General features: G+C 58.6%; 13 protein-coding genes, 1 tRNA gene and 1 pseudogene. 11 read left to right on the forward strand and 4 right to left on the reverse strand.

The genetic code is table 11. The annotated features are described in order from the left end of the window. The 6 genes from AC1D2P_RS22535 to AC1D2P_RS22560 all read left to right on the forward strand — a co-directional run. Window positions 1-400: spermine/spermidine synthase domain-containing protein (locus AC1D2P_RS22535; protein WP_477811601.1), on the forward strand; the 400-nt coding region annotated here is incomplete at its 5' end. A gap of 160 nt (window positions 401-560) precedes the next feature. Beyond that, the gene (locus tag AC1D2P_RS22540) at window positions 561-794 is read left to right on the forward strand and encodes a hypothetical protein (protein ID WP_046027089.1); all 234 of its coding nucleotides are present in this window, start codon (window positions 561-563) and stop codon (window positions 792-794) included. A gap of 213 nt (window positions 795-1,007) precedes the next feature. After that, complete coding sequence (locus AC1D2P_RS22545; RefSeq protein ID WP_027922513.1) at window positions 1,008-1,349, forward strand: ribonuclease E inhibitor RraB; 342 nt, start codon at window positions 1,008-1,010, stop codon at window positions 1,347-1,349. Between the two features lie 396 nt (window positions 1,350-1,745). Further along, entirely contained in the window at window positions 1,746-3,155 is a 1,410-nt protein-coding gene (locus AC1D2P_RS22550; RefSeq protein WP_077430604.1) for a circularly permuted type 2 ATP-grasp protein, read from the forward strand. A gap of 12 nt (window positions 3,156-3,167) precedes the next feature. After that, window positions 3,168-4,118: an alpha-E domain-containing protein gene (locus AC1D2P_RS22555; protein WP_046027088.1), complete on the forward strand. Its 951-nt coding sequence runs from the start codon at window positions 3,168-3,170 to the stop codon at window positions 4,116-4,118. Then, complete coding sequence (locus tag AC1D2P_RS22560; protein ID WP_046027087.1) at window positions 4,115-4,924, forward strand: transglutaminase family protein; 810 nt, start codon at window positions 4,115-4,117, stop codon at window positions 4,922-4,924. The genes AC1D2P_RS22555 and AC1D2P_RS22560 overlap by 4 nt, the downstream gene beginning before the upstream one ends. A 122-nt stretch (window positions 4,925-5,046) precedes the next feature. On the opposite strand, the gene AC1D2P_RS22565 is transcribed toward AC1D2P_RS22560, so the two are convergent. After that, window positions 5,047-5,868 (reverse strand): c-type cytochrome, encoded by an 822-nt coding sequence (locus tag AC1D2P_RS22565; protein ID WP_223522484.1) that lies wholly within the window; start codon window positions 5,866-5,868, stop codon window positions 5,047-5,049. Window positions 5,869-6,448: 580 nt separating this feature from the next. Here AC1D2P_RS22565 and AC1D2P_RS22570 point away from each other — a divergent pair. The 3 genes from AC1D2P_RS22570 to AC1D2P_RS22580 all read left to right on the forward strand — a co-directional run bounded on the left by AC1D2P_RS22570 (window position 6,449) and on the right by AC1D2P_RS22580 (window position 10,644). Then, window positions 6,449-7,654 carry an acetyl-CoA C-acetyltransferase gene (locus AC1D2P_RS22570; protein ID WP_046027085.1) on the forward strand — a complete coding sequence of 402 codons (1,206 nt, stop codon included), beginning with the start codon at window positions 6,449-6,451 and terminating at the stop codon, window positions 7,652-7,654. Between the two features lie 27 nt (window positions 7,655-7,681). Then, complete coding sequence (locus AC1D2P_RS22575) at window positions 7,682-9,826, forward strand: 3-hydroxyacyl-CoA dehydrogenase NAD-binding domain-containing protein (protein WP_223522483.1); 2,145 nt, start codon at window positions 7,682-7,684, stop codon at window positions 9,824-9,826. 95 nt (window positions 9,827-9,921) lie between these two features. After that, on the forward strand, window positions 9,922-10,644 hold the full coding sequence (locus AC1D2P_RS22580) for an amidotransferase (RefSeq protein WP_477757650.1): 723 nt from the start codon (window positions 9,922-9,924) through the stop codon (window positions 10,642-10,644). An 83-nt stretch (window positions 10,645-10,727) separates the two neighbouring features. Here the strand turns inward: AC1D2P_RS22580 and AC1D2P_RS22585 are convergent, their stop codons facing one another. The 3 genes from AC1D2P_RS22585 to AC1D2P_RS22595 form a co-directional block, all read right to left on the reverse strand. After that, window positions 10,728-11,699, reverse strand: a complete 972-nt coding sequence (locus AC1D2P_RS22585) for a magnesium and cobalt transport protein CorA (protein ID WP_046027082.1) — start codon at window positions 11,697-11,699, stop codon at window positions 10,728-10,730. A 147-nt stretch (window positions 11,700-11,846) separates the two neighbouring features. After that, window positions 11,847-12,569: a lysophospholipid acyltransferase family protein gene (locus tag AC1D2P_RS22590; protein ID WP_477811602.1), complete on the reverse strand. Its 723-nt coding sequence runs from the start codon at window positions 12,567-12,569 to the stop codon at window positions 11,847-11,849. Between the two features lie 215 nt (window positions 12,570-12,784). Next, window positions 12,785-13,474, reverse strand: a complete 690-nt coding sequence (locus AC1D2P_RS22595) for a crotonase/enoyl-CoA hydratase family protein (protein ID WP_477757648.1) — start codon at window positions 13,472-13,474, stop codon at window positions 12,785-12,787. 308 nt (window positions 13,475-13,782) lie between these two features. On the opposite strand from AC1D2P_RS22595, the gene AC1D2P_RS22600 reads away from it, so the two are divergent. Continuing rightward, window positions 13,783-13,872 (forward strand) — tRNA-Ser (locus tag AC1D2P_RS22600). Between the two features lie 306 nt (window positions 13,873-14,178). Next, window positions 14,179-14,382: pseudogene (locus AC1D2P_RS22605) on the forward strand (hypothetical protein). Window positions 14,383-14,442 lie beyond the last annotated feature (60 nt).

Raw genomic sequence — 14,442 nt, forward strand, 5'->3', positions numbered from 1 at the left:
CGACTCCACCGACCCGATCGGTCCGGGCGAAGTGCTGTTCTCGGAAAACTTCTACCAGGCCTGCCGACGCTGCCTGAACGAAGGCGGCATTCTGGTCACCCAGAACGGCACGCCGTTCATGCAGATCGAAGAAGTCAAAACCACCGCCGGGCGCCTGCGCAGCCTGTTCCCGGATTGGCACTTCTACCAGGCGGCCGTGCCGACCTACATCGGCGGCTCGATGACGTTTGCCTGGGGCGCGACCAATACCGCTTATCGCAAACTGTCCCGCGAAACCCTGCAGCAGCGCTTTGCCGGTAGCGGCATCATCACCCGTTACTACAATCCAGAGATACACATCGGCGCTTTTGCCTTGCCGCAATACGTCCTGCAGGCTGTGAACAAGCCAAGCAACGACTGATCCCGCGTCAATCAGAAAGGGCCGTTTGCGGTGGTGTGAAAACACACCGCTGCCGGCCCTTTTTTTCATCTGTCCTGGAGCGCGTCAGTGGAACAATTAGCCTGCTAACAAGGTCGAGATGCTTGTAAGCCCATCCATGGGTTTTATCGAGGAGGCACTGATGCAAAAGTGGAAAATCACTTTCGTGGATGATCACGGCGAAACCATCGACGAAGTCTTTGAGTGCGACGAGTGCCCGGACAACGAGGAAGCAGCCAAACTCATCAAGGCCAGGCTTCTTCCTGTGGCCGCCGAACTGGATCTGAATGATCTGGAAGGACGAACCGTTGATGCCGGCGTCAAAAGCCTCAAAGCCCAGAACAGCATCCAAATCCTCGGCATCACGCCAATCTGAACACCTCCTGTCTCATTCTCATCCAGGCCTTGGCAGCGGCTCTCTCTTGAGGCTACTCTGCAATCGAGATCAGCGAATGGATCGCTAAGGTCTGGTCTTGTCAGCTACATGCTTGCTTCCCACCGGCAACGAGGTTGCCGCATCGCACGCACCATTCGGTTGCGTGTGCCGGGAATACGGAAAGTCTATCCATCACTATGAGGGGGACGTTTCATGAGCACAGCCTATCAAGAAGACATCAGCAGCTCGGTACTGCGCCGCATGAAAGAAGGCGGTTTCGACTTTTCAAGATTCCACCCCATCGAGTTCTACGCCATTTTTCCCGACGAGGAGCGGGCCCGCAGAGCAGCAGGTCATTACCGTGGCGAATCGCTGAATGCGCAAATCAGTGTGCGCGACGATGGCGCATGGGCACTCGAACTGAGCAAGGTCATGTACGCCACTTATGATGACATCGGCGATTTCGAGCAAGGTTTCGAGGCGGTGGTCGAGCCTCTGGGCGGCATCATTGAAGGATGGGGCGTCAAGCAGGAGGTACGAGGGCTACTCGCATAATCCTATGAACAGTGACACGCACTAACGGCTGACCTTCGGGTTGGCCGTTTTGGTTTATGGGCGCAGTAAACCGCTGCTGGCAAAACCCTGAAACAAGAATCCGAGGCAAAAAAAACCGCCTGAGCAGGCGGCTAAAGGGAAGTTCGGGCTGTTTTTCCAGCGAATGCGCGGATTATCCCGGGCCGAAACCGGGCAGTGAAATCAACTCTGACTATGCTGGTGATAGGCGACAACGTCGCCTTGCAATGAAGCGGGGGCAATCAGGTTGGGGCGTTTGCTGCACAGGATTGGTGCGGTATTGGCGGTGTGAAAATCCAACTGATTGATATCAAAGCGTTTATGCCGCTGGCACGGGCCTTGCGAAGGTCTGGATGTCCGGGTGACAAGGAGTACGGCATGATCCGCACCTATTTTGATGAAATGTACGATGCCGGCGGCCAGGTCCGCCCGCATTATCGGGAGTTTGCCCGTTGGCTGGCCGAAACGCCTGACGAGCTTTTGGCACAACGGCGACGCGAGGCCGATCTGTTATTTCATCGCGCCGGGATTACCTTCACGCTCTACGGGGACGAGCAGGGGACAGAGCGCCTGATTCCCTTCGACACCATCCCCCGCAGCATCCCTGCCAGCGAATGGCGGGTCGTCGAGCGCGGCTGCATTCAGCGGGTCAAGGCATTGAACATGTTCCTTGCCGACCTCTATCACGAGCAGCGCATCATCAAGGCCGGCATCATTCCGGCCGAGCAAGTGCTGGCCAACGAGCAATACCAGTTGGCGATGCAGGGGCTGGACCTGCATCGCGATATCTATTCGCACATCTCTGGCGTCGATCTGGTGCGCGACGGTGACGGCACGTATTACGTGCTCGAAGACAACCTGCGCACACCCAGCGGCGTGAGCTACATGCTCGAAGACCGCAAGATGATGATGCGGCTGTTCCCCGAACTCTTCGCGGCACAACGCATCGCGCCCATCGATCACTATCCGAATCTGCTTCTGGACACGCTGAAAAGCTCCAGCCCGATCGACAATCCGAGCGTGGTGGTGCTGACGCCGGGTCGTTTCAACAGCGCCTTTTTCGAGCATGCCTTTCTGGCTCGGGAGATGGGGGTTGAACTGGTGGAAGGTGCGGACCTGTTTGTGCGTGACGACAAAGTATTCATGCGTACCACGGACGGCCCGAAAGCCGTCGACGTGATCTACCGTCGCCTCGACGATGCGTTCCTCGACCCGTTGGCCTTCAATCCGGACTCGATGCTGGGCGTTCCGGGGCTGCTGTCGTCGTACCGCTCCGGCAATGTCGTGCTGGCGAACGCCATCGGTACGGGCGTTGCGGACGACAAGTCGGTGTATCCGTTTGTCACCGACATGATCCGTTTCTACCTCGACGAAGAACCGATCCTGAAGAACGTACCGACGTTCCAGTGCCGCAACCCGTCTGAGCTGTCCCACGTACTGGCCAATCTTCCGGATCTGGTGGTCAAGGAAACCCAGGGCTCGGGCGGTTACGGAATGCTGGTGGGGCCGGCGGCGACGACGGCGGAAATCGAGTCGTTCCGAGAGCGGATCAAAGCCAAGCCGCACGCCTACATCGCGCAACCGACGTTGTCCCTGTCGACCTGTCCGACCTTTGTCGAAAACGGCATTGCGCCACGCCATATCGACCTGCGTCCGTTTGTTTTGTCTGGCCGCGAAACCCGGGTCGTGCCCGGCGGTTTGACCCGTGTCGCCCTGCGTGAAGGCTCTCTGGTGGTGAATTCCTCCCAGGGTGGCGGAACCAAGGACACCTGGGTGGTCGAGGATTGAAGGAAGCCTGCCATGTTAAGTAGAACTGCCTCGGATCTGTATTGGATGTCGCGTTACCTGGAGCGGGCGGAAAACCTCGCACGGATGCTCGACATCAGTTATTCGCTGTCGCTGATGCCGCAGGATGGTCGCGGCAACGGTCTGCACGAACTCGCCATGCCGTTGCTGATCACCGGCACCTTGGACGATTACCTGGAGCGCCATGGTGAGTTGCATGCCGAACGGCTACTGCACTTCTTCGCCCTCGACGCCGCCAACCCGGCCAGCATCTACAGCTGTCTCGGCGCGGCGCGGGCCAGTGCCCATGCGGTGCGTGGGCGAATCACCGCCGACATGTGGGAAAACATCAACGCCACCTGGCTGGAAATTCGCGGGATTGCCGAGCAGGGCTTGAGTCGCTACGGCATGAGTCGCTTTTGCGAGTGGATCAAGGAGCGTTCCCATCTGTTTCGCGGTGCTTCCTACGGCACCATCATGCGTAACGATGCGTTCCGCTTCATTCGTCTGGGGACGTTTATCGAAAGGGCGGACAACACGCTGCGCCTGCTCGACGCTCGCTACGAAATGGCCGGCGATCAGGCCGAAGCCGTCAGTGACGGCACGGCGCACGCCTATTACCAGTGGAGTGCCTTGCTGCGGGCGCTGTCTTCGTTCGAGGCGTACACCGAGATCTACCGCGACGCGCCCGGTGCCCGGCATGTGGCTGAGTTGCTGTTACTGCGGGCGGATGTACCGCGTTCGCTGCGCGCCTGCACCGAAGAAATCGACCAGATCCTTGCCAGTCTGCCGGGAGCCAATGGCCGTCCCGCACAGCGTCTGGCCGCCGAAATCGACGCGCGCCTGCGCTACACCGGTATCAACGAAATTCTCGACGAAGGCCTGCACGCCTGGCTGACCGAATTCATCCCGCTGGTGCGCCAGTTGGGCAACGCCATTCACAGTTCTTACCTGGAGGCTGCATGAGACTTTCCATTAGCCACGAAACCACCTATCACTATGAAGATCAGGTGCGGGCGAGCATCCAGTACCTGCGACTGACACCCCACGACAGCGAGCGCCAGCACGTGCTCAGTTGGCAACTCGACCTGCCGCGCCCGGTGCGCGCGCAACTCGATCCGTTCGGCAACATCCTGCACGTGCTGACCATGGACGAGCCGCACGAGGCGATCATCATCGGCGCCCGTGGCCAGGTGGACATCGACGAACTGAGTGAAGCCGAGCATGAGAGCCAATCGGCGCTGCCGTTCCTGCGTTTTACCCGCCTGACCGAGCCCGACGAAGCCTTGCGCGCATTCGCGCAAAAAGAGTGCAAAACACGCCGGGATCGCACGGCGCTGATCGACTTGATGCATGGCTTGAACCAGCACATGACCTACACGCCGGGCTCAACCGAAGTCGACACCAGTGCGGCTCAGGCCTTCGCCGGGCGCTCCGGCGTCTGTCAGGACCACACCCATGCGTTTCTCGCCTGCGCGCGTAGCCTGGGCATTCCGTCGCGTTATGTCTCGGGTTATCTGTACAGCGAGAACAGCGAACACCTGGCCAGTCACGCCTGGGCGGAAGCCTGGCTGGATGACGCCTGGTACAGCTTCGACGTGACCAACGAATTGGCCCGGCCGGAACGTCACTTGAAACTGGCGGTAGGCCTGGATTATCTGGATGCCTGCCCGGTGCGCGGGATGCGCCGGGGCGGCGGGTGTGAACAGATGCATGCGAAAGTGTTTGTGTCGCCGACACCGATGCCGGTTATCTCTGTCCAGCAGCAATAAACCTGCACGCTGATCATTCCCACGCTCTGCGTGGGAATGCAGCCCGGGACGCTCCGCGTCCCACCGAAGCGGACGTAGAGCGTCCATTGAGGCATTCCCACGCGGAGCGTGGGAACGATCGGTTACGGTTTAACCTTGCGCCCGACCATGTGCTTCAAATACCCCACCAACTTCTCCAGATCCCCATCCGGCAATACCTGCGCGGAAAACCCCGGCATCTTCGCCTGCGGCCACTGGCGCAAGCTCTGCGGATCACGGATATACCGCTTCAGGAAATCCGCTCCAAAATACTCGGTCGGGTTGTACGGAATATTCAGATCTGGCCCGAACTGCGCATCCCCGGCACCGTTCAGTCGATGGCAGGCCAGGCAATTCTTCTGAAACAGCGCAAAACCTTGATTGACCGGATCATCGGCTTTTAACCCGGGATCAGGCAGCAGGGCAGGGAAGCGTTCCGCCACCGGCGCCAGGCGCTTGATGCTGGCGACCTGGAACGGCCATTGCTCCGGGCTGATGTTGCCGGCTTGCGGATTCGTCCAGACCAGATAAAACGGCCCGGCACCCGGTTTGCCTTCAGACAATGCCGGCCATGGTTTGGCCGGGTCTTCAATCGCCAGCCACGCCTGCGCGCCCTGAGTGTTGAGCAACGGGGCGGCGGCCAGCTCGGCGGCAAATCCATCCAGCGCCACGGCTTGCAGGTGGTCATCAGGCTTGATGCCGGTCAACAACGCCGCCAGCGGCACGGCTTGATAGTTCATCTCGCGTTTGTAGGAAACGTCGTCGGCAATGTGAAGGGTCTGGATTTTAGGGTGCTTGAGCAGTTCCCCGGTTTGCCAGGTGCGGCTGTTCGCGCCCAGCTCAAGGTTCAGCTGTGCGGCAAACAGAGGCGTGCTGAGCAGCAAGGCCCCGAGCAGTGTGAGCGTTTTCAATAGATCGCCGTCCATGTCGTGCAAGTGCCATAAAGGTTGGCACACCCACGCTGGCCCGGGTAGCGAGCCGGTCACAATTTTAAGATGGCGATAAATTCTTGGCGCTTGAGTCAGCCAATCACCTTGGTCAGGTTCGGCAAAATCAACAACAGCGTAGTGGCGAAAAGAATGAGCCCGGCTTGACGTACTTTCGAATGTTTGAACATGGCTTGACCGCCTTTTTTGTTATTTCCTGATGCCTGCCTGCATATCTCCATGACGGCAGAGCGTTGCACTTCCTGTCAGACGAGCGCCTCGGCAAAACCCGACGACAACTTCGTACACTTCACCTTAGAGCCCGCGTCAGCCGCGGTTTAGATCCATTTCGTATGGGGCTGCCATTAAAAGCTCTTAAAAAGGCATGAGGCCTATTGCCAGCTTCTTGGGCGCCCGTTTGCTAGACAGCTCCGTCTCCTGAATCGGTTAATTCGGTAGTTCACTACCGTCCGTCTGAGCGTGTGCGTCAACGTCGATGAGCGCTGCGGTCATTGAATCCGCAGCGGCTCGGCATAAGGTAAGAACTCGCATTTACCCACTGCCCAGGTTCGAGGACGTCATGACCCACGCTTTGATTTTCGACGCATTACGCACGCCCCGTGGTAAAGGCAAAGCCGATGGCGCCTTGTACAGCGTCAAACCGGTCAATCTGGTGGCCGGGTTGCTGACGGCGTTGCAGCAGCGTACTTCGCTCGACACCAGCCAGGTCGATGACGTCGTGCTTGGCTGCGTGACGCCGGTTGGCGATCAAGGCTCCGATATCGCCAAGACCGCGACCCAAGTGGCGGATTGGGACGTCAGCGTCTCGGGCGTGCAGATCAACCGCTTTTGCGCTTCGGGGCTGGAGGCGGTGAACCTTGGCGCGATGAAGGTGCGCTCCGGTTTCGAAGATCTGGTGGTGGTCGGTGGCGTCGAGTCGATGTCTCGCGTGCCGATGGGCAGCGACGGTGGGGCCTGGGCGCTGGACCCGGAAACCAACCTGCACAGCCATTTCACCCCGCAGGGTGTCGGCGCTGACCTGATCGCCACCCTTGAAGGTTTCAGCCGCCAGGACGTCGATGCCTACGCGCTGCACTCGCAGCAGAAAGCCGCGCGGGCGCGGGCGAATGGTTCGTTCAACAAGTCACTGGTACCGGTGCAGGATCAGAACGGCATCATCCTGCTCGATCACGATGAATTCATTCGGGCCGATTCCACGCTGGAAGGCCTGGGCAAGCTCAAGCCGAGTTTCGAAATGATGGGGCAAATGGGCTTCGACGCCACGGCGTTGCGCGTCTACAGCCACGTCGAACGGATCAATCACGTACACACGCCCGGCAACAGTTCCGGGATCGTCGATGGTGCGGCGCTGATGCTGATCGGTTCCGAAGCCAAGGGCCGGGCGCTGGGCTTGCAGCCGCGGGCACGGATCGTCGCCACGGCGGTCACCAGCACCGACCCGACCATCATGCTCACCGGCCCGGCGCCGGCTACCCGCAAAGCACTGGCCAAGGCCGGCCTGCGGGTCGAAGACATTGACCTGTTCGAGGTCAACGAGGCGTTTGCCTCGGTAGTGCTCAAGTTCATCAAGGACATGGCCATCGACCCGGACAAGGTCAACGTCAACGGCGGTTCCATCGCCATGGGCCACCCGCTGGGCGCCACGGGGTGCGCGATTCTCGGCACGCTGCTCGATGAGCTGGAAACCCGGCGCCTGCGCTATGGCCTCGCGACGCTATGTGTCGGCGGCGGCATGGGCATCGCCACCATCATCGAACGTCTCTGAGCCCCCGACTTCCAAGGAAACATGTTCATGACTGAAGCCATTCGTTACGAAAAGGGTCAGGACCAGATTGTCGTCCTGACCATCGACATGCCGGGCCAGAGCGCCAACACCATGAACGCGGTCTACCGCGAAGCCATGGAGGCCTCCGTCGCTCGCCTGGTCGCTGAAAAAGACAGCATTGCCGGGGTCATCATCACCTCGGCGAAGAAGACGTTCTTCGCCGGTGGCGACCTCAATGAACTGATCAAGGTCGGCAAACCCGAAGCCAAAGCGTTCTACGACATGGTGCTGACCCTCAAAGGTCAATTGCGCACCCTGGAAACCCTCGGCAAACCGGTGGTGGCGGCGATCAACGGCGCAGCATTGGGCGGCGGCTGGGAAATCTGCCTGGCGTGCCACCACCGCGTGGCGCTGGACAATCCGTCCGTACAACTTGGCTTGCCGGAGGTCACGCTGGGTCTGTTGCCGGGCGGCGGCGGGGTGGTGCGCATGGTGCGGATGCTGGGTATTGAGAAAGCATTGCCCTACTTGCTGGAGGGCAAAAAAGTCCGGCCACAACAGGCATTGCAAGCGGGTTTGATTGACGAGTTGGCGAAAGATTCTGGCGAGCTGCTCAGCAAGGCACGGGCCTGGATTCTGGCCAATCCGACGGCGGTACAACGCTGGGACGTGAAGGGCTATCAGATCCCCGGTGGCACACCGTCCAGCCCGAAAGTCGCGCAGATGCTCGCCATCGCGCCGTCGATCCTGCGCAGTAAAACCCAAGGCTGCATGCCGGCGCCGGAGAAAATTCTCTGCGCAGCCGTTGAAGGTGCTCAGGTGGACTTCGACACCGCGCACCTGATCGAAACCCGCTATTTCACCGAATTGACCACCGGTCAAATCTCTAAAAACCTGATCGGCACGTTCTGGTTCCAGCTCAACGAAATCAACGCCGGCGGTTCGCGGCCACAGGGTTTTGCCCCTTATGTGACGCAAAAAGTCGGCGTGCTCGGTGCCGGGATGATGGGCGCCGGCATTGCATTTGTCAGCGCATCGGCGGGCATTGAAGTGGTGCTCAAGGACATCAACCTCGCGGCAGCCGAGAAGGGCAAGGCCCATTCGGCGGCGCTGCTGGACAAAAAAGTCGCGCGGGGCCAGCTACTCCCCGAGCAGCGCGAGGCGATTCTGGCGCGGATCGTGACCACTGAAAGCGATGCTGACCTGACCGGTTGCGACCTGATCATCGAGGCGGTATTCGAAGACCGCGAGCTCAAGGCCAAAGTGTCCTCGGCTGCGCAAAAAGTCGTCGGCCCGGCGGCGGTGATCGCCTCCAATACTTCGACCTTGCCGATCAGCGGCCTGGCCACGGCTGTACCGGATCAGACCAAGTTCATCGGCCTGCATTTCTTCAGCCCCGTAGAGAAAATGCCGCTGGTAGAAATCATCAAAGGCGCGAACACCAGCGACGAAACCCTGGCTCGCGGGTTCGATTTCGTCCTGCAAATCAAGAAAACTCCGATTGTGGTCAACGACAGTCGCGGTTTCTTTACTTCGCGGGTGTTCGGCACCTTCACCAACGAAGGCATCGCCATGCTCGGCGAAGGCGTCAGTGCACCGATGATTGAAACCGAAGCCCGCAAGGCCGGCATGCCCATCGGACCACTGGCGATCTCTGACGAAGTTTCCCTCAGCCTCATGAGCCATATCCGCCAGCAAACGGCCAAAGACCTGCAAGCCGAAGGGAAACCGCTGATTGAGCACCCGGCCTTTGCCGTGATTGACTTGCTGCTCAACGAATACAAACGGCCCGGCAAAGCGGCAGGAGGCGGTTTCTACGATTACCCGGCCGCTGGCCAGAAACATCTGTGGCCCGAGCTGAAAAGCCGTTTCGAGCAGCCAGACAGGCAGATATCGCCCAAGGATGTGCGTGATCGCCTGTTGTTCGTGCAAGCCCTGGAAACCGTGCGCTGCGTGGAGGAGGGCGTGCTGATGTCGACCGCAGACGCCAACATCGGCTCGATCTTCGGCATCGGTTTCGCGGCGTGGACGGGGGGCGCGCTGCAATTCATCAATCAGTACGGGGTGAAAGACTTCGTCGCCCGAGCCCAATACCTGGCTGGGCAGTATGGCGAGCGTTTCAATCCACCGGCCTTGTTGCTGGATAAAGCCGCTAAAGGGGAGGCGTTTTAAGGGACCGATGACGCCTCGCGGGGCTTGCCTTGGAACAGTGTTTCGAGGCAGGCTCTGGGGTGTGCATTATTCCCATCACGTGTCAGGTATTTTTTATGTCGTTACGCATCTGCATTTTGGAAACCGACATCCTGCGTCCAGAATTGGTCGACCAATATCAGGGCTACGGGCAGATGTTCAAACACCTGTTTTCGCAGCAGCCTATCGCGGCCGAGTTCACGGTCTACAACGTGATGCAGGGCGAATACCCCAGCGATGATCTGATCTTCGACGCTTATCTGGTCACCGGCAGCAAGGCCGACTCTTTCGGCGCCGACCCGTGGATCGAAACCCTCAAGGCGTACCTGCTGACCCGTTATGAGCGCGGCGACAAACTGCTGGGCGTGTGTTTCGGCCACCAGTTGCTGGCGTTGTTGCTGGGCGGCAAAAGCGAACGTGCCAGCCAAGGCTGGGGCGTCGGCACCCACAGTTACAAGCTGGCGGCGAAAGCACCGTGGATGAGCCCGGTCAGGGAAGAGTTGACCTTGCTGATCAGCCACCAGGATCAAGTGACGACGCTACCGAAAAACGCCACAGTCATCGCCTCGAGCGATTTTTGCCCGTACGCGGCTTACCACATCAACGATCAGGTGTTGTGTTTCCAGGGGCATCCGGAATTCATTCACGATTACTCACGAGCGCTGCTGGAAATCCGCCAGCAAGCACTGGGCGAGCAAATTTACTCCAAAGGTGTAGCCAGCCTTGAGCATGAGCATCATGGCGCTACGGTGGCGGAGTGGATGATGCGGTTTGTGGCGCACAAGCCAGAAACGGTTTAATGCCAACACATGCCAGCTCCCACAATGCTGATTTCCTGTGGGAGCGAGCCTGCTCGCGATTGTCACAGACGACTCGGTATTGACTAAAGCCACCCCGACTTCTTGAAACTCGCCCATAAACCCGTACACCCCACGGCAATAAACCCCAGTACCCCGAAGTACCCGTATTGCCACGCCAGCTCCGGCATGTTCTGGAAGTTCATCCCGTAAATCCCGGCCACTGCCGTCGGAAACGCCAGAATCGCCGCCCACGCTGCAAACTTGCGCTGCACCACGCTCTGACGTGAAGCCTCCAGCAGCACGCCAATTTCGATCGTCTGGCTGGCGATGTCGGCCAAAGTCGTCAGGTCTTCCATCTGTCGTGTGACGTGGATCTGCACATCGCGGAAGTAGGGGCGCATGTTCTTGTCGATAAACGGAAAGCTCAGCTTCTGCAGCTCTTCACCGATCTCCACCATCGGCGCCGCATAACGACGCAGGCGCAAGACGTCCCGGCGCAGGCCATGAAGCTTCTGGATGTCATGTTCATTCAGCGCGCTGCACAACACGTTGCGCTCCAGCTCATCAATCTCGGCATGAATCGCTTCGCCCATCGGCTGGTAGTTTTCAATCACGAAATCGAGGAGGGCATAGAGGACGAAATCTTCCCCGTGCTCAAGCAATAACGGACGCGCCTCACAACGCTGTCGGACATAGGCGTAGGACGCGGAGTGACCATTGCGTGCGGTAATGATGTAACCGTTGCCGGCAAAGATATGCGTCTCGATGAATTCGAGTTTGCCTTCCTTGCGAATCGGCGAGTAGGTGACGATGAACAGTGCATCGCCGAAGGTTTCGAGCTTCGGTCGGCTGTGTTTTTCCAGGGCGTCTTCGATGGCCAGTTCATGCAGGTTGAACTGGCGTTGCAGGTTGGCCAGTTCCTGGGCGTCTGGCTCTTCGAGGCCGATCCAGACAAAATGGCCGGGCTTTGCGGCCCAGGCTGCGCCTTCATCCAAGGTGATATTGGTGACTTTCTTACCGGCGCTGTAAACCGCAGCAGCAACAACTCTACCCATGATTCAAGTTCACTTCTTTTTAGCAGGTGGCAGTGGCAGGCAATCTTCAGCTTAGCCTTGTCTACTGCTTGAGAGTGAGCAAACTCTGCATCGTTCGCAGGCGAAAGTTCGCAGGCAAAAGAAAACCCGCACCAGGCGGGTTTCTTTTTACGCGGCTTGCAGTTGCCGATCCATCGAAGCGATGCACTCGCGCATCTGTTCGCGGCACTGGTCCATTAGCATGGGCATATCGTCCAGGCTCAACCCCACCGTCGGAATTGCCGGCAACGAACGAATCAGAATCTTCCCACTGCGCCAGCGGTTCAATCGCATGTGTTTGACGTAACTGCTGACACACACCGGCACGATCGGCACGCCGGCAGCAATCGCCATCTGGAACGCGCCTTTCTTGAATGGCAGCAGCTCTTCGCCAAGGTTGCGCGTGCCTTCCGGGAACACCCAGATAGACGTGTCTTCATGCTGCAAGGTGTGCGTGGTGGTCAACATTGAGTGGCGCGCCTTGTGCGCATTGCCGCGGTCGATCAACACGTTCCCGGCCAGCCAGAACAACTGCCCGAACAGCGGCACCCACTTGAGGCTTTTCTTGCCGATGCACACGGTGCGGCGGGGCACCACGTTGCCGAATACGAACAGGTCGTAGTTGGACTGGTGATTGGCAATAATCACGCAGCTCTCGGGTTTATCCATCAATGGCCCGACGTCAGCCTTCACCCGTAAACGCAAAATGCACATCGCCGGCCACGYATACAGGCGTGCGCACAAACGGCTGTTGTCCGGGTTGAACGGGCGACACAGGCCCAGAAACACCCCAAGCACTCCGGCCAGAATAAAGTGCAGGCCCATCAAGAACATACGAAACACAAACAGCATTTACAGGCCCCACCGGGACAAAAGGTGGCGCAGTGTACGGATGTGCACTGTTTTCGGCAATTGCCGCTATAGAAGGGGGAGATAGGCGATATTTGTGCGCATGTTTCCGACTTGTTGGTCAGTCGCATACTAGAGCGGTTACAGACCTTTCATCGCGATGTGTAAGAAAAAGCCCGACACGACGGTCGGGCTTTTCGGTGCAGCGAGTTTTGGGCTTAACCCGAATGCTCCTGATCCAGGATGATCGCGTTGTCCAGCGTCTCCAGCAACGCCTTGCGCACTTTCAACTTGGTGTTCTTGTGCGCGGTCATGTTGATCTTCTTCAGCTGACGAGCCGCCGCCAACGCTGCGCCTTGCAGCTCTTCGGCCGACACCACCGCGTCGAGGAAACCGGCATCGACAGCGCTCTGCGGGTTAAACATCTCGCCATTGATCACGGAACGGTGGAACGCCGACTTGCGCAGGCGATCACGGGCGATCTCGATACCGGCGTGGTGCATGGTCATGCCGATCTGCACTTCGTTCAGGCCAATGCTGAACGGGCCATCGACACCGATGCGGTAATCCGCCGACAACAGCAGGAACGCGCCCTTGGCCACAGCATGCCCAGGGCACGCGACGATCACCGGGAACGGGTGCGACAGCAGGCGACGGGCCAGTGTCGAACCGGCCGTGACCAACGCCACGGCTTCTTTAGGGCCGGACGTCATCACCTTCAAGTCATAACCACCCGACAGAATCCCGGGCGTACCGGTAATGATCACCACCGCATGATCAGTCACGGCCTGATCCAGCGCAGCATTAAACGCAGCAATCACGTCCGGAGAGATGGCATTGACCTTGCCATTGCTCAAGGTCAGGGTCGCGATACCGTCTTCGAGATGGTAGGAAATCAACTCACTCATGACGCTATTCCTTGTATGAAAGTTGGGGCAGACGTTACCCACCACGGCAGGCCAGGTAAAGCGCCGTGACTGACCCGCCAGTCACCCTTTCCCCGCCGGGCAAGCGTAGCCGGCCACACCCGTCGCGTATTCCTCTCTATATAGAAGGGAGGGCGAAGCCAGAGATTGGCAGGTTTGCCATGGCCCGGAACCCGCCGGAACGACTAAAACGCTAAGCGCATGAAAATTCTGCAAAAAAAGTTTGCCATCGGAAAAGGTTTCGACTACATTAGCGCGCCTCGACAGACAGAACATGTTTGACGAGATACGGTGAAGTGTCCGAGTGGCTTAAGGAGCACGCCTGGAAAGTGTGTATACAAGAAATTGTATCGAGAGTTCGAATCTCTCCTTCACCGCCAAATTCGATGTAACCAAAACCCCTGATTTCGAAAGAAGTCAGGGGTTTTGTGGTTTCTGGTGTCTGGAGTTTGTGAACGACGCTGTAGTTTCCGAGTTTTATGTAGGACGAGTCTTGGGCGTGTGGGGCGTAACGCTGGAAAGCTAGCAGGTTAGGTGCTTCCACGGGAAATGCGCTCCACATAGCCCATCTCGGGACGGGTTGTTCGCTTTGGGCCTTAGGGTTCAAGATGAAAAAAAGGGCAGCACACCTCAGGGGCGCCCCATTTCCCTGGAATGGACTGACGCGCTTTATGCAGGAAATGACCATGAAACAGGCCGAGCTCGAAAAGCTCCACGTTGAAATCATCAAGCTGCTTGCTGAGCAGCGCAAGCTGAATGCCGAGGCGAGCAAGTTGAATACCGAAGCCGGCAAGATGACCCGTGAAACCTTTTGATGCCCGGTGGCGATCGCCATCGGGATGATTGGGGCGGTGGCAACCGTCACGGCGGTGTTGATTAAGCTTCTTTAGCCTCTGATTTTTTTCAATGGGCTTGGATAGTTGATTTCATTTGGCGCCTCGAAAAGCCCG

The organism is Pseudomonas sp. P1_F1_2 (genome assembly GCF_056405815.1).

Excerpts from the sequence above, each read along its gene's own strand:
- AC1D2P_RS22585 (WP_046027082.1), bottom strand. The coding sequence starts at position 11,699 with ATGGGTAGAGTTGTTGCTGCTGCGGTTTACAGCGCCGGTAAGAAAGTC.
- AC1D2P_RS22565 (WP_223522484.1), bottom strand. The coding sequence starts at position 5,868 with ATGGACGGCGATCTATTGAAAACGCTCACACTGCTCGGGGCCTTGCTG.
- AC1D2P_RS22560 (WP_046027087.1), top strand. The coding sequence starts at position 4,115 with ATGAGACTTTCCATTAGCCACGAAACCACCTATCACTATGAAGATCAG.
- AC1D2P_RS22540 (WP_046027089.1), top strand. The coding sequence starts at position 561 with ATGCAAAAGTGGAAAATCACTTTCGTGGATGATCACGGCGAAACCATC.
- AC1D2P_RS22555 (WP_046027088.1), top strand. The coding sequence starts at position 3,168 with ATGTTAAGTAGAACTGCCTCGGATCTGTATTGGATGTCGCGTTACCTG.
- AC1D2P_RS22575 (WP_223522483.1), top strand. The coding sequence starts at position 7,682 with ATGACTGAAGCCATTCGTTACGAAAAGGGTCAGGACCAGATTGTCGTC.
- AC1D2P_RS22570 (WP_046027085.1), top strand. The coding sequence starts at position 6,449 with ATGACCCACGCTTTGATTTTCGACGCATTACGCACGCCCCGTGGTAAA.
- AC1D2P_RS22580 (WP_477757650.1), top strand. The coding sequence starts at position 9,922 with ATGTCGTTACGCATCTGCATTTTGGAAACCGACATCCTGCGTCCAGAA.
- AC1D2P_RS22550 (WP_077430604.1), top strand. The coding sequence starts at position 1,746 with ATGATCCGCACCTATTTTGATGAAATGTACGATGCCGGCGGCCAGGTC.
- AC1D2P_RS22595 (WP_477757648.1), bottom strand. The coding sequence starts at position 13,474 with ATGAGTGAGTTGATTTCCTACCATCTCGAAGACGGTATCGCGACCCTG.
- AC1D2P_RS22545 (WP_027922513.1), top strand. The coding sequence starts at position 1,008 with ATGAGCACAGCCTATCAAGAAGACATCAGCAGCTCGGTACTGCGCCGC.